Source organism: Streptomyces sp. 4N124, assembly GCF_052245395.1.
Taxonomy (GTDB): domain Bacteria; phylum Actinomycetota; class Actinomycetes; order Streptomycetales; family Streptomycetaceae; genus Streptomyces.
This window is the reverse complement of sequence record NZ_JBQQBS010000002.1, coordinates 122437-139675: the sequence shown is the minus strand read 5'-3', so window position 1 is coordinate 139675 and position 17239 is coordinate 122437. Positions and strand designations below refer to the sequence as shown.

Below are 17239 nucleotides of genomic sequence, written 5' to 3'. Positions count from 1 at the left end.
CCTCGCTGGAGGTCCCGCCCTTCGTTTGTCGTACGGCTGCTCAGTGGCCGGCGGCCTCGTTCGAGGCGGATCCGGTGGGCGTGGCGCTCGCGGAGGCGGCGTCGGTCTGGGAGCCATTGCCGCTCGGGGATGCCGACCCGCTGGGTGAGCCGGAGGCGCCCTCGCCCGGCTTCTCGGAGGCGGACGCGGAGCCGCCCGGCGCTGCCGGGACCTCGGTCGGGCCCCAGCTGGAGAAGTAGCTCTCGGCCGGGACGACGAAGGCCTCCAGGCTCACGTCGCCGGTCGTGGAGAAGGCGAAGGTGACCTTCTGCGCGTCGCCGTCCTTCATGGCCTCGCGGCTGCCGGTGAGGACGGCGGAGGCGTTGTTCTCGCCGCCGAGGACCAGCGAGCCCCCGGCCGGGATGGAGAAGTTCTTGCCCTTGGCCGCGGTCAGCTTGGCGGTGCCGGCGCCGTCCACGGTGATGGAGTCGAGCGTCTGCGCCTTGTTGCCGCTGTTGAACACGGTCGCGGCGACCGCTGCCGGGCCGGTCGACTCCTCGTCGGGCTGGGTGATGACGACGGCGTTCTGGATCTTGATGTCGCCGACCGTGGTGGCGGCGTTGTCCGGCTTGACCTCCAGGGTCTGGGCGTTGTTGCCGGCCGCGCACGCGGAGAGCGAGGCGATCGAGAACGCGATGGCGGCGGCGGCGAGGGCGCCGCGTCGAAGGCTGCTGCTCACGGCGGCGGCAACTCCTTGACTCGAACGAGGCGGGCGCGTAAACCCGCCCTAAGTGTCTGTCAGCGGCCTTAGGCTACCGACCCGTTCCCGCGCGACCGCACCCGACCCTCCCCAAGAGCCCCGCTTCCCTCACCGGGCGGCAGTCGGCGTACCCGCGGAAGTGACTCACGAGTCACTTTGCACTGGCGCTCGTCGGCCATTCACATAAGTGGCCGAGATCGATCGGCTGACAACGCCCCGACAACGCGCCGACATAGCGTCGGCATAGTCGAACCACCGGTGCGCAAATTTTCCGTGAAGGAATGCACGGCCGCCCCGATAATTGATCACCGGCCGCCGAGCCGGCCCCCTGTGATCAATTCCGGATTCGTCTCGTACCCCGCTCCACACACCGAACGGAGTAGCGGAAGTCGAGCACTTGGAACCGGACATATAGGGACGTTCGTCCACTTGGAGGGGGCTCCGGATGTGTGTAACGTACGCGTTTCACTTCCCCCGGAGAGCCGCTCCGACCTGCGAATACCTTCTTCCGATCGGCCCGCGAAGCACGTTCCTGTCGCTGTTGTCAAGCCCCGAGATATGCCCTGACCTGCGAAAACGCCATTCAGAACCCGCCGTTTCCGTGTTACTCTGGATAGCCACGGAAGGGGTACCTGTCACATGACGTTCAAGGTTGGCGACACCGTGGTCTATCCCCATCACGGGGCCGCGCTGATCGAGGCCATCGAAACTCGCCAGATCAAAGGCGTGGACAAGACCTACTTGGTGCTGAAGGTCGCCCAGGGTGACCTGACGGTGCGTGTGCCAGCGGACAATGCGGAGTTCGTCGGCGTGCGTGATGTGGTCGGTCAGGACGGGCTGGACCGGGTCTTCGAGGTGCTGCGCGCGCCGTACGCCGAGGAGCCCACGAACTGGTCTCGTCGTTACAAGGCAAATCTGGAGAAGCTCGCCTCCGGCGATGTCATCAAGGTCGCGGAAGTCGTACGTGACCTGTGGCGTCGTGAGCGCGAGCGTGGACTCTCCGCCGGTGAGAAGCGCATGCTCGCCAAGGCCCGCCAGATCCTGGTGAGCGAACTCGCCCTCGCGGAGAACACGAACGAGGACAAGGCCGAGGCCCTGCTCGACGAGGTCCTCGCGTCCTGACGCAGGCGACACGCACGCCGCACTGCCTCAGTACATGGAAATGCCGTGGTGCCCGATGACGTATTTACTGTCGCCGGGCGCTGCGGCATGTTCGCGCCCAGCGCTACCGCAGACACCGCGCGGTGATGTCGTACGCATTCCGTACGCCGAGGAAGGGGACCCCGTACTTGGCGTGCCGGGCCCGGGCAGCTGGCTCGACCAGGGTCACGGAAGGGTTCCGGTCAAGGCGTCGCGCCCGGCACGGTGTGGCCATACCCAAGTAGGCCGAGCACACAAACCTGACAGGAACCGATGTCTGACGATTCGCGCCCTTCGCCCGCGTCCGCACGCACTGCCGCGGTGATTCCCGCCGCTGGACGGGGTGTGCGCCTCGGTCCGGGCGCCCCCAAGGCACTCCGTGCGCTGGGCGGCACCCCCATGCTGATCCACGCGGTGCGCGCGATGGCCGCGTCCCGCGCCGTCTCCCTCGTGGTCGTCGTCGCTCCGCCGGACGGCGCCGGCGAGGTCAAGTCCATGCTGGACGCCCATGCGCTGCCGGAGCGGACGGACTTCCTCGTCGTGCCCGGCGGCGACTCCCGCCAGGAGTCGGTGAAGCTGGGCCTGGACGCCCTGCCCCCCGAGTACGACATCGTGCTGGTGCATGACGCTGCCCGGCCGCTCGTCCCCGTGGACACGGTGGACGCCGTGATCGAGGCGGTCCGCGAAGGCGCGCCTGCCGTGGTACCCGCCCTTCCGCTCGCCGACACCGTCAAGCAGGTCGAGCCGGCCCCGACACCCGGCGACCCCGAGCCGGTCGTCGCCACGCCGGACCGCTCCCGGCTCCGCGCCGTGCAGACACCGCAGGGCTTCGACCGGGCGACGCTGGTCCGGGCGCACGAGACGGTGACCGACGACGTCACCGACGACGCGAGCATGGTCGAACAACTGGGGTCGCGTGTCGTCGTCGTGCCCGGCCACGAGGAGGCGTTCAAGGTCACGCGCCCCCTGGATCTCGTCCTCGCCGAGGCGGTCCTCGCCCGCAGGAGGCTGAACGATGGCTTCTGAGGCACCGTTTCCCCAGGTCGGCATCGGCACCGACATCCACGCCTTCGAGAACGGCCGCGACCTGTGGTGCGCAGGCCTGAAGTGGGAGGGCGAGGGCCCGGGCCTGGCCGGACACTCCGACGCGGACGTCGTCGCCCACGCGGCATGCAACGCCCTGTTCTCGGCCGCCGGCTTGGGAGACCTCGGCCAGCACTTCGGCACGGGGCGCCCCGAGTGGTCGGGCGCCTCCGGAATCACCCTCCTCACCGAGGCCGCGCGCATCGTCCGCGACGCCGGCTTCCAGATCGGCAACATCGCGGTCCAGGTGGTCGGCTCCAGGCCGAAGATCGGCAAGCGCCGGGAAGAGGCCCAGAAGATCCTGTCGGAGGCGGCGGGCGCACCGGTGTCGGTCTCGGGGGCCACGACGGACGGGCTCGGGTTTCCGGGGCGGGGCGAGGGTCTGATGGCGGTGGCCACGGCGTTGGTCGTGCGGGCGGGCTGATTTCGCCCCCGCCGTCCCCACCCGCCCCATCCCCAGGGGCTGTTTTTTGCACGTTGCAGTCCCGTCCGCCCACTACCCTTGGACACGTGACTATTCGCCTGTACGACACCAGCGCCCGGCAGATCCGTGACTTCACCCCGCTCACGCCGGGCTGTGTCTCGATCTACCTCTGTGGCGCCACCGTGCAGGCGGCACCGCACATCGGGCACATCCGCTCCGGGCTCAACTTCGACATCCTGCGCCGGTGGTTCGAGTACCGCGGCTATGACGTGACGTTCATCAGGAACGTCACGGACATCGACGACAAGATCATCACCAAGGCGGCCGACCAGGGCCGCCCCTGGTGGTCCATCGGCTACGAGAACGAGCGGGCCTTCAACGACGGCTACCGTGCCCTCGGTTGCCTCCCGCCGACGTACGAGCCGCGCGCCACCGGCCACATCACCGAGATGATCGAGATGATGCGCGGCCTCATCGAGCGCGGTCACGCCTACGAGGCGGACGGCAGCGTCTACTTCGACGTGCGCTCCTTCCCCGGCTACCTGGCGCTGTCCAATCAGGACATCGACGAACTGCGTCAGCCCGCCGAGGAGGGCATCACCGGCAAGCGCGACCCCCGCGATTTCGCCATGTGGAAGGCGTCCAAGCCGGGCGAGCCCGAATGGGAGACGCCGTGGGGACGCGGCCGCCCCGGCTGGCACCTGGAGTGCTCGGCGATGGCCCACAAGTACCTCGGCTCCGCCTTCGACATCCACGGCGGCGGACTCGACCTGATCTTCCCGCACCACGAGAACGAGATCGCCCAGGCCAAGGCCTACGGCGACGAGTTCGCCCGGTACTGGCTGCACAACGCCTGGGTGACCATGAGCGGCGAGAAGATGTCCAAGTCGCTCGGCAACTCGGTGCTGGTCTCCGAGATGGTCAAGCAGTGGCGGCCCATCGTCCTGCGCTACTACCTCGGCACCCCGCACTACCGCTCGATGATCGAGTACAGCGAGGAGTCCCTGCGCGAGGCCGAGTCGGCGTTCGCACGGATCGAGGGCTTCGTGCAGCGCGTCGTCGAGCTGGCCGGGGGAGCCGTAGACCCCGCTCCCGAGGTCCCGCTCGCCTTCGCCGAGGCGATGGACGACGATCTGGGCGTCCCGCAGGCGCTCGCCGTCATCCACACCACGGTCCGGCAGGGCAACTCCGCGCTCGCGGCCGACGACAAGGAAGCCGCCGTGGCCCGCCTCGCCGAGGTCCGTGCCATGCTCGGCGTCCTCGGCCTGGACCCGCTCGACCCGCACTGGGCCGGGGAGAGCGACCGGGGCGAAGACCTTCACGGCGTCGTCGACAGCCTCGTACGCCTGGTCCTCGACCAGCGTGAAGCGGCCCGCTCCCGCAAGGACTGGGCCACCGCCGACGCCATCCGTGACCAGCTCAACCAGTCGGGCCTGGTCATCGAGGACAGCCCGACGGGACCGCGCTGGACGCTCGGTTCGCGCTGAGCCTTTCTTGATCGATTGTGCCGCCCGGCCGTCCGGGCGGCACACTGCATATACGCACATACGCATGCTCCGGCGTGCTCCGAGAACAGACAGGTAGGTCATGGCAGCCAACAACCGCCGCATGTCCGGCAAGAAGGGCGCGCAGGTCGGCAGTGGCGGCCAGCGGCGCAAGGGCCTGGAGGGCAAGGGACCGACCCCGCCCGCCGAGATGCGCAAGGGCCACAAGAAGAACCGCGTCGCGGGCGCCAAGGCGAAGCAGTCGGTACGGCGTCCCGCGCCCCGCGGCCGTGGCGGCAAGTCGACGTCCGAGCTGGTCGTCGGCCGTAACCCCGTCTTCGAGGCGCTGCGCGAGGGCGTGCCCGCCACCACGCTGTACGTCCAGCAGTTCATCGACAACGACGAGCGCGTCCGGGAGGCACTCCAGCTCGCGGCCGAGCGCGGCGGCATCAACCTCATGGAGGCGCCGCGCCCCGAGCTGGACCGCATGACCAACGGCCTCAACCACCAGGGCCTCGTCCTCCAGGTCCCGCCGTACGAGTACGCCCACCCCGAGGACCTCGCCGCCGAGGCAGCCGACGCGGGCGAGGATCCGCTCATCGTCGCCCTCGACGGTGTGACCGACCCGCGCAACCTCGGTGCCGTCGTCCGCTCCGTCTCCGCCTTCGGCGGTCACGGCGTCGTCGTACCGGAGCGCCGCGCGGCCGGCATGACCGCCGGAGCCTGGAAGACGTCCGCGGGCACCGCCGCCCGCACCCCGGTCGCCCGCGCCACGAACCTCACCCGCGCCCTGGAGTCGTACAAGAAGGCGGGCATCACCGTCGTCGGCCTCGCAGCCGACGGCGAGGCCGAGATCGGCGAGCTGGACGCCCTCGGCGGCCCGCTCGTCATCGTGGTCGGCAGCGAGGGCAGGGGCCTGTCCCGACTCGTCGGCGAAACCTGTGACTTCCGCGTACGGATCCCGATGCCGGGCGGCGCCGAGTCGCTCAACGCCGGTGTGGCGGCGGGCATCGTGCTGTACGAGGCGGCCCGGCGCCGGGTCTGAACACCCGTCCACGGGCTCGCCCGTGCGGGGTAATCCTGGCGTCCAGGACAACCTTGACGCGGTCCGGACACTTCCGGCGAGTCAAAGCAGTGTCCTAACTCCATGTCACTCGGTTAGTTGAGTGTGGACACCAGAACACCCCGCACACCCACGGGGGACCGCTCGTCGGGATACGACGACGCTCCCGCGCTGAGCATGGTGAAGGTGCCGAGCGATCCGGCGCAGGTCATCGTCAATCATGTGAGCTTCCGCGTGCAGTTGGGAGCCTCGACCCGACGGACTCAATCCCCGCGGGTCGCACGGCACTTGCGCGCCACCGAGGACACCGCCCGCATCCCCGCCGCCTCCGCCCCGGGCACCCGCCGCCGCGCCCCCGTCGTCTGGAGCGGGAAGTCCGACCCGGACGACACCGGCGCGCACCGGCTGCTCCAGGCGGTGCGCGGCGGCAGCGTCCGGCACGGCGAGGAGCCCGTCTCCGACGCCGCCGGAGCCACCCAGGTCATCCCGCGCATCGACGAGGGCGGCTACCGGCACGGCTACGGCGGCGACCTCACGGAGCAGACCCTCGAAACCCCGATCGTCGGCGCCCAGCGCGGCAGCCCCGACGCCGGCGAGACCCGGCTCCTGCCCCAGATGCGCTCGGCCGGCAGCGCCTACGACGAACCCGCCTACGAGCGCGAGCGGTTCGACGAGGACTACGGCTACGAGGACGACGAGCCGGACACCGACGCGCCGAACAAGCGCCACGGCGACGACCCGGCCCGGCACGCCTACTACCCCGGCCGCCGGATGAACCTCGGCGTCGTCCTGCTCCCGCTGCGCATCTTCCTCGGCTTCATCTCCATCTACGCCGGCATGGGCAAGCTCTGCGACCCCGTCTACTTCGACGGCGGCAAACGCGGCTCCATGACCAAGTGGCTCAACACCCTGCACCCGTGGGAAGTCGCCGAGCCACTGCGCCAGTTCGCCCTCGAACACCCCGTAGGCTCCGGCCTGGTCATCGCCTTCTTCCAGGTCATCGTGGGCGTCCTCACGGTCCTGGGCTGCTGGCAGCGGGTCGCCGCGGTCGTCGGCGCCCTGTTGTCGGCCGCACTGCTCGTCACCGTCAGCTGGAAGAGCGTTCCCGCCTACGACGCCCCCGACATCATCTACCTCGCCGCCTGGTCCCCGCTGATCATCGCCGGCGCCCCCGTCTACTCCATCGACGGCCGTCTCGGCGGCAGCGCCTGGCGCCGTCTCGGCCCCCGCGCCGACATCTGGGAGCTGCGGCAGTACGTCCTGCGCCGGGGCGCCCTCGTCACCACCGTCGTCGTCGGCCTCACCCTGCTCGTCGGCTCCCTGCTCGGCGGCGCCGTCCGCGACGCCGACCGCGTGGTCGTCCCCGGCCCCGGCGAGGCACCCCGCAACGAACTCCCGGGCTCCCCGCTCCCGCAGAAGCCCGGCACCAGCGCCCAGGAACGCACCCCGAGCGCCTCCAACCCACCCACCCAGGGCGCCACTTCAGGCACGGCCAGCCCCTCCGGCGCCGCGACCACCCCCGGCGCCACCCGAGACACCGGCACCGTCCCCGGCTCCCCCAGCCAGACCCAGGGCACGGCAGGCCAGGCCCCACCCCAACAGTCCTCCCCGGCCGACGAGGCCCCCAGCACCAGCACCGGCCCCACCTCAGGCGGCACCACGGGCACCCCGGGCGGCACCGGAGGCGGCGGGGACTCCACCCCCGAAGAACCGGGCTTGGTGGGCGGCTTGTTGGGCTAGCCGTCGACCGATGCGACAACAAGGTCCCGCACGGACACCGTGCGGGACCTTGTTGTCGTACGGGGACTGCAGCGCCCCTTTTAGGGGCGCGGGGAACTGCGCGACCAGCCCCCACCACCCCGCACCCGACGAACGACCTACACGCCCCCACCCCGCAGCGAACGCAGTTCCTTCGCGGCCTCGGTCAAATCCTTCGCCGTATCAATGGCCCGCCAATACGCCCCCTGCGGAAGAGGAAACCCCGCCAGCCGCCGCTCCCGAGCCAACCGCGGAAACGTCGTCCGCTCATGATCCCCCCGCTCCGGCAGCATCCCGGCGAACTCGGGAGAGAACACATACACCCCCGCATTGATCTCGAACGTCGACGGCGGCGCCTCGATGAAGTCCGTGATGTGACCGAACCCGTCCGTCTGCACGGCCCCCCACGGAATCCGCGGCCGGGCCAGCGCGAGCGTCGCTATGGCGTCCCGCTCGGCGTGGAAGTCGGCCATGTCACGCAGCGAGAACCGGGTCCAGATGTCGCCGTTGGTGGCGTACCAGTGCTGGTCCGGGTGGGGAAGGTGCGCGGCGGCATACTTCAGGCCCCCGCCGCGCCCGAGCGGCTCGGTCTCGACGACGGTCGTGACCCGCACGGGAAGCTCCGCCGACTCCAGCCACTTCTGCAGGACGTCGGCGAGGTGGCCGCAGCTGACCACCACGTCCGTGACGCCCTCCTCGGCGAGCCAGACAAGCTGATGGCCGATGATCGGCGTCCCCGTGCCGGGGATCTCGACCATCGGCTTGGGCCGGTCGTCGGTGTAGGGGCGCAGCCGGGAGCCCTGGCCCCCGGCCAGGACGACGGCCTGAACGGGGCGGGACGCGGCGTTCGGATCGGTCATGACCGAACTGTACGTCGCGTCCCGCCGGCCGCTTCTGGCGGCAACCACTGACTGTCAGCTGTGCGCGCCCGCGACCCCCGAGGCGAACGAGGTGTCGCAGACCGGGCGGGAGAAGGACTGGGCCCGGTTCGCGCCGTAGACGCGGACCGCGGCGCGGCCGAGTTCGCGGGCGAGGGAGGCGCAGTGCTTGGCCAGCGACGGGCGCTCGTTGACCGCCTGCTGGAGGTGGGTGAGCGCGATGCCCGGGTCCTTCTTCTGGAGTTCGGTCAGGAGCTGCTGGCGCAGCACGTCCTGGGGGGCGCGCTTCTTGGCGGGCGCGGCCAGGTCCTCGGAGGACGCGGTGAGCACCGAGTTCGAGGAGGTCCCCGACCAGTTGACTCGGGTGACCGCGAGGGTCCCGGAGAGAACCAGGACGACGGGCAGGACGAGGGCGAGGGAGCGGCCGATCCGGCGGGCGGGGCCCCGGCCGCGTCGCGTCTGTTGGGTAGTGGAGTGCTTCACGCGAGTGAGGGTAGCGTCCGGTAATGATTTGGCGACATTCAGTCACCGGTTCGGGGGATAGAGGAGTGCCTTGAATCGGGTAGCGCGTTGACGTACGGCGCTCGAAATGACCGGTCTGCCGGGGTATTTGTCGACAACGAGAAGGGCCCCGCAGCGCTCTGCGGGGCCCTCTTCGTCAACCTGGGTGAATTACCCGGGGTTGTACTTCCTGTCCTCGGCGCGAGGCGTCAGGAGGCGTCAGTCGGAGAGACGCTCGCCCGTGGAGGTCGAGAACACGTGGGTCTCGCCCGGCCGCGGCACGACGTGCAGCGTGGCGCCCTTCTCCGGCACCGCACGCCCGCTGACGCGGACGACCAGGTCCTTCAGGACGTCGTCGACCTTGGCGCTGCCGTAGACGTAGCCGTCGGCGCCCAGCTCCTCGACGACGTTCACGGAGACGGCGAGGCCCGCCGGGGCGTCCTCGGTGTCCTTCGTCAGGGACGCCGCGGCACCGCCGTTCTGCTCGACGATGTCGAAGTGCTCGGGGCGGACACCGACGGTCACGGTGGTGTCACCCTTGTCGGCGGCGGCGCTGAGCGCCTCGCGGTTGACGGGCACCACGCTGTTGCCGAACTTCACACCGCCGTCGGTGATCGGGACCTCGACCAGGTTCATGGCGGGGGAGCCGATGAAGCCGGCGACGAAGAGGTTGGCCGGGCGGTCGTACATGTTGCGCGGCGAGTCGACCTGCTGGAGCAGACCGTCCTTGAGCACGGCGACGCGGTCGCCCATCGTCATGGCCTCGACCTGGTCGTGGGTGACGTAGACGGTGGTGATGCCGAGACGGCGCTGGAGCGAGGCGATCTGCGTACGTGTCGAGACACGGAGCTTGGCGTCGAGGTTCGACAGCGGCTCGTCCATGAGGAACACCTGGGGCTCACGCACGATGGCGCGACCCATGGCGACACGCTGGCGCTGACCACCGGAGAGGGCCTTCGGCTTGCGGCCGAGGTACTCGGTGAGGTCGAGGATCTTCGCCGCGTCCTCGACCTTCTGGCGGATCTCCGCCTTGTTGACGCCCGCGATCTTGAGCGCGAAGCCCATGTTGTCGGCGACCGTCATGTGCGGGTAGAGCGCGTAGTTCTGGAACACCATGGCGATGTCCCGGTCCTTCGGCGGGAGGTGGGTGACGTCGCGGTCGCCGATGCGGATGGCGCCGGAGTTGACGTCCTCGAGCCCCGCGAGCATCCGGAGCGAGGTGGACTTGCCGCAGCCGGAGGGACCGACGAGGACGAGGAACTCGCCGTCCCCGACCTCGATGTCCAGACCATCGACGGCGGGCTTCTCGGTGCCCGGGTAGATCCGGGTCGCCTTTTCGAACGAGACAGTGGCCATGGTGAATGGGCCCCCTTCTACCGGCAGGAACGTGCCGGACGATCCGTTGTAGGAAGGTGGTGCCACTACGGGTGCTTCCGTTGTGGTGTAGTCCACATAGGTGAACTGGGTCAGGACGGTACCTGGCGTTCACCTGGTCTGTCAGTACCTGGACCGGTGTGAACTTCGCCGAAATTTTCGAGGACCGCCGCCGGAGCGTCCCGCAACCCCAGCCGCAGATGCTCCACGTGATAGAGGGCTTGGTCGAGCAATTCGGCGACGTGGTTGTCGTAGAGCGCGTAGATCACGGACCGGCCGCGCCGCTCACCCGTCACCAGCCCGAGGTTGCGCAGCAGCCGCAGTTGGTGCGAGCAGGCGGACTGTTCCATGCCCACGGCGTCCGCGAGCTCGGTGGCCGCGCACGGGCCCTCCTGCAGCCGGGCCAGGATCCGCAGGCGTGACGGAGTGGCGAGGGCCTGCAGCGTGGTGGCCACGTCCGCGGCGCCCACGGCTTCGAGGCGTTCCCGTGACGTGGCAGAGGTCTTGGCGTCCGTTCCGTGGCCCATGGCCCTCATCCTACGGACGCGCATCCATGAACGTATGAATGGGTCTTCATCTAATCCTGTACGGTGAAAGCAGCGGCGCCGACTCACGGCCGACCGCCGACTCGTCATGCCCTCGTGAAGGACACCCGCACCCATGCCCTCCACCCTCACCCAGCCGACGGCGGACCGGACCACGCCGACGCGGCCACCGGAAGCCATACGCCGCCGCACCCGCGTCCTCGCCCTCCCCGAGGCCCGCTGGGCCGCCGCGGCCACCGCCCTCTTCCTGTTCGCGCTGCCGCTCCAACTGGCCGGCGCCCCCGCCTGGACCTGGGGCCCGCTCTACGCCCTGTCGTACGCCACCGGCGGCTGGGAGCCCGGCTGGGAAGGCCTCAAGGCCCTCAAGGACAAGACCCTCGATGTCGACCTGCTGATGATCGTCGCCGCCCTCGGCGCCGCCTCCATCGGCCAGGTCATGGACGGCGCCCTGCTCATCGTCATCTTCGCCACCTCGGGCGCCCTGGAGGCCCTTGCCACCGCCCGCACCGCCGACTCGGTCCGCGGCCTGCTCGACCTGGCCCCCGCCACGGCGACCCGCCTCACCGCCGACGGCGGCGAACAGACCGTCGCCGTGGAGGAGTTGACGGTCGGCGACATCGTCCTCGTACGCCCCGGCGAACGCGTCGGCGCCGACGGCCGCGTGCTCGACGGAGCCAGCGAGGTCGACCAGGCGACCATCACCGGCGAACCACTGCCGGTCGCCAAGGAGGCCGGCGACGAGGTCTTCGCGGGAACCCTCAACGGCACGGGCGCGTTGCGCGTCCGCGTCGAGCGGGACGCCTCCGACTCGGTGATCGCCCGGATCGTCCGGATGGTGGAGGAGGCCTCCGAGACCAAGGCCCCGACCCAGCTGTTCATCGAGAAGGTCGAACAGCGCTACTCGGTCGGCATGGTCGCCGCGACCCTCGCGGTCTTCCTCGTCCCGCTCGCCCTTGGCGCCGCGCTCACGGGCTCACTGCTGCGGGCGATGACCTTCATGATCGTCGCTTCGCCGTGCGCGGTGGTGCTGGCCACCATGCCGCCGCTGCTGTCCGCGATCGCCAACGCCGGACGCCACGGCGTCCTGGTCAAGTCGGCGGTGGTGATGGAACGCCTGGGCCAGGTCGACACCGTCGCCCTCGACAAGACGGGCACCCTGACGGAGGGCACGCCGCGCGTCACGGACGTGACCCCGCTGCCTGGCTCCGGCCTCGACGACTCCGCCCTGCTCACCCTGGCCGCAGCCGCCGAGCACCCCAGCGAACACCCACTGGCCCGTGCCGTCGTGGCCGCGGCCCGCGAACGCGGTCTTACGCTGCCGGGGACCGAGGACTTCGACTCCACCCCGGGCGTCGGGGTGACCGCCGCGGTCGACGGCCGCATCGTCGCCGTGGGCGCCCCCGCGCGCCTGCTGAACGACACCGATGACACGGCCGCCCTGGTCGCACGACTGGAGGACAAGGGCCGTACGGCGGTCCTGGTGACGGTCGACGGCACCCCGGCGGGCGTGCTGGGCATCGCCGACCGCCTGCGCCCGAACGCGGCGGCCACGATCACCTCCCTCGCGGCCCTCACCGGAACCCAGCCCGTGCTGCTCACCGGCGACAACCCGCGCGCCGCCGCCCAGCTGGCCGCCGAGCTCGGCATGGACGACGTACGCGCCGGGCTGCTCCCTCAGCACAAGGTCGCCGCGGTCAGGGAACTGGAGGCCGCGGGCCGCAAGGTGATGGTGGTGGGCGACGGCGTCAACGACGCCCCCGCGCTCGCCGCCGCCCACTCCGGCGTCGCGATGGGGCGCGCGGGCTCGGATCTCGCGCTGGAGACGGCGGACGCGGTGATCGTCCGCGACGAACTCACCACGGTGCCCGCGGTGATCGCCCTCTCGCGGCGGGCGCGGCAGCTGGTGGTGCAGAACCTGGTCGTCGCCGGAGTGTTCATCGCGGCGCTGGTGACCTGGGACCTGGCGGGGACCCTGCCGCTGCCGCTCGGTGTGCTGGGGCACGAGGGGTCGACCGTGCTGGTCGGCCTCAACGGTCTGCGGCTGCTGCGGGAGGCGGCGTGGCAGCGGGCGGAGCGTGAGTCGGGGCGCTGAGCCGAGACTCCGTGCGACGCACGGCGGGGGCGCCGGACGCCGCCACCGCTTGCAGCTCCTGGGCCACGGCGGCGCCGATCATCTCGGCGTCACCGGCACGCAGATGGCTGACGACGGTCAGGGTGTAGGCGTCGGCGGTGTGGACGAGGCAGAGGTTCGCCGTGCCCGGCGGGGAGAGCTGCGGCAGCGGAACGATGCGCGCCAGGGGACGGCCGTACAACTGGCTGGGGCTGTCCCGCCATTTGAACGCGGTGCACAGGCTGGTGGTGATCTCGGGGCGCGCCAGGCGCTTGGCCATCACCTCGGCCAGCCACGGCACGGTCCGCGCGGAGGCCTGCAGTGCGGGCAGGATCGCGCGGTGGGCGTCGCAGCGGTGATGCAGCGCGGCGACCAGGTCCTGGCACGCCTGCAGACGGTCCACCGGGGATGCGATGTCGACGGGCAGCGGGATGCGCAGCACGGTGACGCCGTTGCCGAGTTGCCCTGCGCTGTGCCGGGTCCGCAGGTCGACCGGAACCGTGGCGTAGAGGGGGGTCGGTCCCTTCGGCCAGGACCGCAGGGGGCCGTAGCAGGCGCGGAGGGCGCCGGCGTAGGCGCTCAGGAGCAGCTCGTTGAGCGTCGCTCCCCGCCCGCCGGCCGGCTGGCGGCGGGCCGTGCGCATGGTCTGCGGGTCGAGGCCGACCATGGCCACCGACGGCCGCATGCCGTCGGCGGACGCCGGCGGAAGGGGCTGGCTGGGGACCCCGATGCGGTGCAACTCCCGGAACACGGTGGCCGCTTTGATGCGCGGGCGCCCCGCTGCCGCGGCCGGTCCGAGCGCGGACGGCGGTGCGGCGTCGTCCATCAGCATCCGGAAGAGCGTCTCCAGGGATCTGCCGTCCAGCAGTGCGTGATGGGCGAGCAGCACGATGGCGTGCTCGCCCGCCGGGGTGGCGTGTGGGGCCACCAGCAGCCGCCACAGGGGCCGTTCGGGCGGCAGGGGGTGCCCGACGCCGGAGGTCAGCAGGGAGTCCAGGTCCTGGTCCGTGGCGGTGATGTGCGCGGCGGGATCGAAGGGCCGGGCGGCCGACCACCGGTGGCCCGACAGCGCCGCCGGCCCGGCGGGAGGCTGCAGCACCTGGCTCATCCGGTCCAGTTCGCCCCATCGCTCGCGGACACGGGACCGCACCTGTTCCAGGTCGAACGGCGTTCCGGGAAACACCGCGGCGATGCCGATCGTCCCCGGCAGCCCATTGCGGAGGTGCCCCTCGTCGAAGGCCGACAGCCTCATGTTCCACAGCCTCTTTCCTTGGTGGTGCAGCTGCCCGGGCCCCCGCCTTGGGTGATCAACCGTCGGGTGAGTCGAACACGGCACAGGCGTTGTGGCCGCCGAACGCGAAACTGCTGCTGATCACCGGGCCGTCCGGGATCTTGCGTGGCTCGGCCGTGACCACGTCCAGTTCGCATCGGGGGTCCAGCCGCGTGAGATGGGCGGTCGGCGGCGCGAGCCCTTCACGCACCGACCAGGCCGCGATCACGGCCTCCACCGCTCCCGCCGCCCCCAGCGCATGCCCGGTCACCGCCTTGGGGGCGGTCACGGGCACCCCACCGGGACCGAACAGGGCGGTGATGGCCTGCGCCTCCGCGAGGTCGTTCAACTGGGTACCGGTGCCGTGCGCGTTGACATGGGTGACGGCGTCGGCCGTCGTGCCCGCGTCGGCGAGCGCCTGCTCCATGCACGCCCGGGCACCGGCGCCGTCGGGATGCGGTGCCGTGAGGTGGTAGGCGTCGGAGGTACGGCCGTACCCGGTGAGCGTGGCGTAGATCCGGGCACCCCGCGCGCGGGCCAGGTCCAGCCGTTCCAGCACCAGGAACGCCGCCCCTTCGGCGAGGACGAAGCCTCGCCGTCCCTCGTCGAACGGCCGTGACGCGGCCGCGGGATCCTCGCACTCGGTGACCATCGCGCCGGACCGGCCGAAGGCCAGCGCGGTCGTAGGAGTCAGCGGAGCTTCGTGTCCCCCCGCCACCACCACGTCCGCGCCCCCCGCCCGGATCATCTGCAGCGCCTCACCCACGGCATGCGTCCCGGAGGCACACGCGGTGGAGACGGTCAGACTGGGGCCGGTGATACCGAGCTTCGCGCTGACCCAGTACGCCCCCGCGTTGTGCATCAGCCGCGACGCGTACAGCACATCGGGCCGCCCGATGCCGTTCTCCTGACTGATCACCCCGCCGTAGCCGGTCCCGGTGACCACCGCCCGCCGCCCGGCCGGCACATGCAGCCCTCCGGCATCCTCCACGGCGTCCACGGCGGCACACACCGCCAACTGCACCGAACGGTCCGCCCGCCGCACCTCCTTGGGCGTCAGATGTCCGCTCGGGTCGAAGTCGCTCATCGGACCCGCCGGACATACGACGGCTCCCTCGTCGTCGAAGGTATGCAGCGAGATCGCCGAACGGCACTCCACCAGACTCGCCCACAGCGCTGCCGGAGTCGCTCCGGCCGCGCAGCGAACCCCCAGGCCCGTGACGGCGACGGCGTGGCGGGGCGTCACCGGGCGGCGAGGGGGCCGTTGCCGGCGTGGGTGCGCAGCCTCACGATGAGGTCGGCGACATCACCCACGGTGGACACCCCGGAGGTGTCGGTGCCCCGCAGGGACACCCCGAACTCGTCCTCCGACGCCGCCTGCAGCTCGGTGATGTCCAGGCTGTCGGCGCCCAGATCGGCCACCAGCCGGGCCTGCGGCACGACCGCCTCCACCGGCACCGACATCACCCGCGCGCACAGCGGGCGCAGCGCTTCCCATACGTCCACGTGTTCCACGTCCATGCAACTGACTCCGTTTCCTGGTGCTCACAGTGATGGCGTCGCAGTCCGAGCCCATGTCTCAAACTCCGTGACGACCGCGTCGGCGAGCCGTCTCGCGTCGTTCGGGCGCAGGTTGCACACCACGGTCAGCGTGACCGCGTCCCCTGCCTGGGCCAGGGCGAAGCTGGCGGTGCCCGGGTGGTGCAGGGGTGGCAGCCCCACAGTGCGCACGAGCGCGTGGCCCTGGAACGTGCTCGATCCGCCGGGCCACTTGACGGCTGTGGTCGCGGTCGCCGCGAAGCAGGAGTGGCGACCACGGTTGGTGAGAAGTCTGGTCACCCAAGGGCCGGTCCGCCGCGCCGCTTCCGCCGCGGGAAACAGCACCGAGGCATGCACGGCGGCCCGCGCGGGAACCGCGGCCAGCGCGGCCTGCCCCGCCCGCAGCCGCGCCATGGGACCGTCCACATCGACGGGCAACGGCACCCGAATCACCGTGAGGGCATTGCCCAGTTCACCCGGATCGGCCCGGCTGCGCAGATCACACGGTACGGCCGTGTACACGGGTTCATCCCGCTGCCGCCACCGCCGTACCGGTCCGTACTGATCCCGCATCGCCCCGGCCACCGCGCCCACCAGCAGCTCGTTCAGCGTCGAGCCCCGCCCGTCGGCGGGCTGCCGACGGGCGGCCCGGATCGTGTGCGCCGACAGCGCGCTCACCGCGACCGAGGAGTACGTCCGCCCTGGCGACGGCATCGGCAGGGCCTGTCCCGCGGCCGTCATCACCCTGAGTTCCCGGCCCACCGCTCGCAGCCCGGCACGAGACAGCGGCGCCGGCCGGGCGGACGCCCTCACCGCTCCGGGGCTGTCCATCAACGAACGCATCAACGTGGCCAGCGAGCGCCCGTCCAGCAGCACATGCTGCGCCACGAGCGCCAGGGCGAAACCGCCGTACACCGCGTCCGGGACCACGTACAGCCGCCAGGGCGGCACCCCGCCGGCCAGCGGCCGGTCCACGCTCTGCGCCCACAGGTCGTCCAACTTGTGCCGGGCCAGGACGACATGGACGTCGGGGTCGAACGGCCCCGGTACGACCCACCGCGCGCGCCCGCCGCCGCTCTCCGAACGGTCGAGCACACAGTTCATCCGCTCCAGACCCGCCCACCGCTCGGTGACGCGCGCCCGCACCTGCGCCAGGCCGGGCTGCTCACCGGCGAAGACCGCCGCCAGGCCGACAACTCCCGGACACCCGTTGAACAGCAGCATCTCGTCGGCACAGGACAGTCTCATGCGATAGGTCGCCATACCCTTCCTCGTCCAACGCCCGCACCGTGATGGTGCGGGCGTTGGACTGCGAGGCCGATCGCCTCGAA

At 71.1% G+C, this 17239-nt stretch carries 16 protein-coding genes; 7 read left to right on the top strand and 9 right to left on the bottom strand.

Features of this window, described 5'->3' with window-relative positions:
• Positions 1 to 40 precede the first annotated feature (40 nt).
• Positions 41 to 718: a copper chaperone PCu(A)C gene (locus ACTWQO_RS02640; RefSeq protein ID WP_443235542.1), complete on the bottom strand. Its 678-nt coding sequence runs from the start codon at positions 716 to 718 to the stop codon at positions 41 to 43.
• A 660-nt stretch (positions 719 to 1378) separates the two neighbouring features.
• Between ACTWQO_RS02640 and ACTWQO_RS02635 the strand changes: the two genes are divergently transcribed.
• The 6 genes from ACTWQO_RS02635 (at position 1379) to ACTWQO_RS02610 (ending at position 7673) form a co-directional block, all read left to right on the top strand.
• On the top strand, positions 1379 to 1861 hold the full coding sequence (locus tag ACTWQO_RS02635) for a CarD family transcriptional regulator (protein ID WP_003953493.1): 483 nt from the start codon (positions 1379 to 1381) through the stop codon (positions 1859 to 1861).
• A gap of 291 nt (positions 1862 to 2152) precedes the next feature.
• Positions 2153 to 2905: a 2-C-methyl-D-erythritol 4-phosphate cytidylyltransferase gene (gene ispD / locus ACTWQO_RS02630; protein ID WP_443235541.1), complete on the top strand. Its 753-nt coding sequence runs from the start codon at positions 2153 to 2155 to the stop codon at positions 2903 to 2905.
• Positions 2895 to 3386 (top strand): 2-C-methyl-D-erythritol 2,4-cyclodiphosphate synthase, encoded by a 492-nt coding sequence (gene ispF, locus ACTWQO_RS02625; protein ID WP_443235540.1) that lies wholly within the window; start codon positions 2895 to 2897, stop codon positions 3384 to 3386. Before ispD ends, ispF begins: the two co-directional genes overlap by 11 nt.
• A gap of 86 nt (positions 3387 to 3472) precedes the next feature.
• Positions 3473 to 4873, top strand: a complete 1401-nt coding sequence (gene cysS / locus ACTWQO_RS02620) for a cysteine--tRNA ligase (RefSeq protein ID WP_443235539.1) — start codon at positions 3473 to 3475, stop codon at positions 4871 to 4873.
• A gap of 100 nt (positions 4874 to 4973) precedes the next feature.
• Positions 4974 to 5915: a 23S rRNA (guanosine(2251)-2'-O)-methyltransferase RlmB gene (gene rlmB / locus ACTWQO_RS02615; protein WP_443235538.1), complete on the top strand. Its 942-nt coding sequence runs from the start codon at positions 4974 to 4976 to the stop codon at positions 5913 to 5915.
• A gap of 123 nt (positions 5916 to 6038) precedes the next feature.
• Positions 6039 to 7673 carry a DoxX family membrane protein gene (locus ACTWQO_RS02610; protein ID WP_443235748.1) on the top strand — a complete coding sequence of 545 codons (1635 nt, stop codon included), beginning with the start codon at positions 6039 to 6041 and terminating at the stop codon, positions 7671 to 7673.
• 137 nt (positions 7674 to 7810) lie between these two features.
• Here ACTWQO_RS02610 and ACTWQO_RS02605 read toward each other — a convergent pair whose 3' ends face one another.
• The 4 genes from ACTWQO_RS02605 to ACTWQO_RS02590 form a co-directional block, all read right to left on the bottom strand.
• Positions 7811 to 8551 carry a nucleotidyltransferase family protein gene (locus tag ACTWQO_RS02605; RefSeq protein ID WP_443235537.1) on the bottom strand — a complete coding sequence of 247 codons (741 nt, stop codon included), beginning with the start codon at positions 8549 to 8551 and terminating at the stop codon, positions 7811 to 7813.
• 54 nt (positions 8552 to 8605) lie between these two features.
• A complete protein-coding gene (locus ACTWQO_RS02600; protein ID WP_443235536.1) occupies positions 8606 to 9052 on the bottom strand; it encodes a hypothetical protein in 447 nt (148 codons plus the stop codon).
• Between the two features lie 237 nt (positions 9053 to 9289).
• The gene (locus tag ACTWQO_RS02595) at positions 9290 to 10426 is read right to left on the bottom strand and encodes an ABC transporter ATP-binding protein (RefSeq protein WP_443235535.1); all 1137 of its coding nucleotides are present in this window, start codon (positions 10424 to 10426) and stop codon (positions 9290 to 9292) included.
• A gap of 110 nt (positions 10427 to 10536) precedes the next feature.
• Positions 10537 to 10971: an ArsR/SmtB family transcription factor gene (locus ACTWQO_RS02590; protein WP_443235534.1), complete on the bottom strand. Its 435-nt coding sequence runs from the start codon at positions 10969 to 10971 to the stop codon at positions 10537 to 10539.
• Between the two features lie 133 nt (positions 10972 to 11104).
• Here ACTWQO_RS02590 and ACTWQO_RS02585 point away from each other — a divergent pair, with 133 nt between their 5' ends.
• Positions 11105 to 13081, top strand: a complete 1977-nt coding sequence (locus ACTWQO_RS02585) for a heavy metal translocating P-type ATPase (RefSeq protein WP_443235533.1) — start codon at positions 11105 to 11107, stop codon at positions 13079 to 13081.
• Here the strand turns inward: ACTWQO_RS02585 and ACTWQO_RS02580 are convergent.
• Genes ACTWQO_RS02580 through ACTWQO_RS02565 form a run of 4 tightly spaced genes read right to left on the bottom strand, consistent with a single transcriptional unit; the run spans position 13017 to position 17171 of the window.
• Positions 13017 to 14351, bottom strand: coding sequence for a wax ester/triacylglycerol synthase domain-containing protein (locus tag ACTWQO_RS02580; protein WP_443235532.1), 1335 nt, complete (start codon positions 14349 to 14351; stop codon positions 13017 to 13019). The genes ACTWQO_RS02585 and ACTWQO_RS02580 overlap by 65 nt on opposite strands.
• A gap of 55 nt (positions 14352 to 14406) precedes the next feature.
• Complete coding sequence (locus ACTWQO_RS02575) at positions 14407 to 15615, bottom strand: beta-ketoacyl-[acyl-carrier-protein] synthase family protein (protein ID WP_443235531.1); 1209 nt, start codon at positions 15613 to 15615, stop codon at positions 14407 to 14409.
• A complete protein-coding gene (locus ACTWQO_RS02570; protein ID WP_301981999.1) occupies positions 15612 to 15890 on the bottom strand; it encodes an acyl carrier protein in 279 nt (92 codons plus the stop codon). The genes ACTWQO_RS02575 and ACTWQO_RS02570 overlap by 4 nt, the downstream gene beginning before the upstream one ends.
• A 24-nt stretch (positions 15891 to 15914) precedes the next feature.
• On the bottom strand, positions 15915 to 17171 hold the full coding sequence (locus tag ACTWQO_RS02565) for a wax ester/triacylglycerol synthase domain-containing protein (RefSeq protein WP_443235530.1): 1257 nt from the start codon (positions 17169 to 17171) through the stop codon (positions 15915 to 15917).
• Positions 17172 to 17239: the final 68 nt, after the last annotated feature.

Coding starts and splice junctions, on each gene's coding strand:
- ACTWQO_RS02605 (WP_443235537.1), bottom strand. CDS start 8,551: ATGACCGATCCGAACGCCGCGTCCCGCCCCGTTCAGGCCGTCGTCCTG.
- ispD (WP_443235541.1), top strand. CDS start 2,153: ATGTCTGACGATTCGCGCCCTTCGCCCGCGTCCGCACGCACTGCCGCG.
- ispF (WP_443235540.1), top strand. CDS start 2,895: ATGGCTTCTGAGGCACCGTTTCCCCAGGTCGGCATCGGCACCGACATC.
- ACTWQO_RS02570 (WP_301981999.1), bottom strand. CDS start 15,890: ATGGACGTGGAACACGTGGACGTATGGGAAGCGCTGCGCCCGCTGTGC.
- ACTWQO_RS02595 (WP_443235535.1), bottom strand. CDS start 10,426: ATGGCCACTGTCTCGTTCGAAAAGGCGACCCGGATCTACCCGGGCACC.
- ACTWQO_RS02565 (WP_443235530.1), bottom strand. CDS start 17,171: ATGGCGACCTATCGCATGAGACTGTCCTGTGCCGACGAGATGCTGCTG.
- ACTWQO_RS02590 (WP_443235534.1), bottom strand. CDS start 10,971: ATGGGCCACGGAACGGACGCCAAGACCTCTGCCACGTCACGGGAACGC.
- ACTWQO_RS02585 (WP_443235533.1), top strand. CDS start 11,105: ATGCCCTCCACCCTCACCCAGCCGACGGCGGACCGGACCACGCCGACG.
- ACTWQO_RS02580 (WP_443235532.1), bottom strand. CDS start 14,351: ATGAGGCTGTCGGCCTTCGACGAGGGGCACCTCCGCAATGGGCTGCCG.
- rlmB (WP_443235538.1), top strand. CDS start 4,974: ATGGCAGCCAACAACCGCCGCATGTCCGGCAAGAAGGGCGCGCAGGTC.
- ACTWQO_RS02635 (WP_003953493.1), top strand. CDS start 1,379: ATGACGTTCAAGGTTGGCGACACCGTGGTCTATCCCCATCACGGGGCC.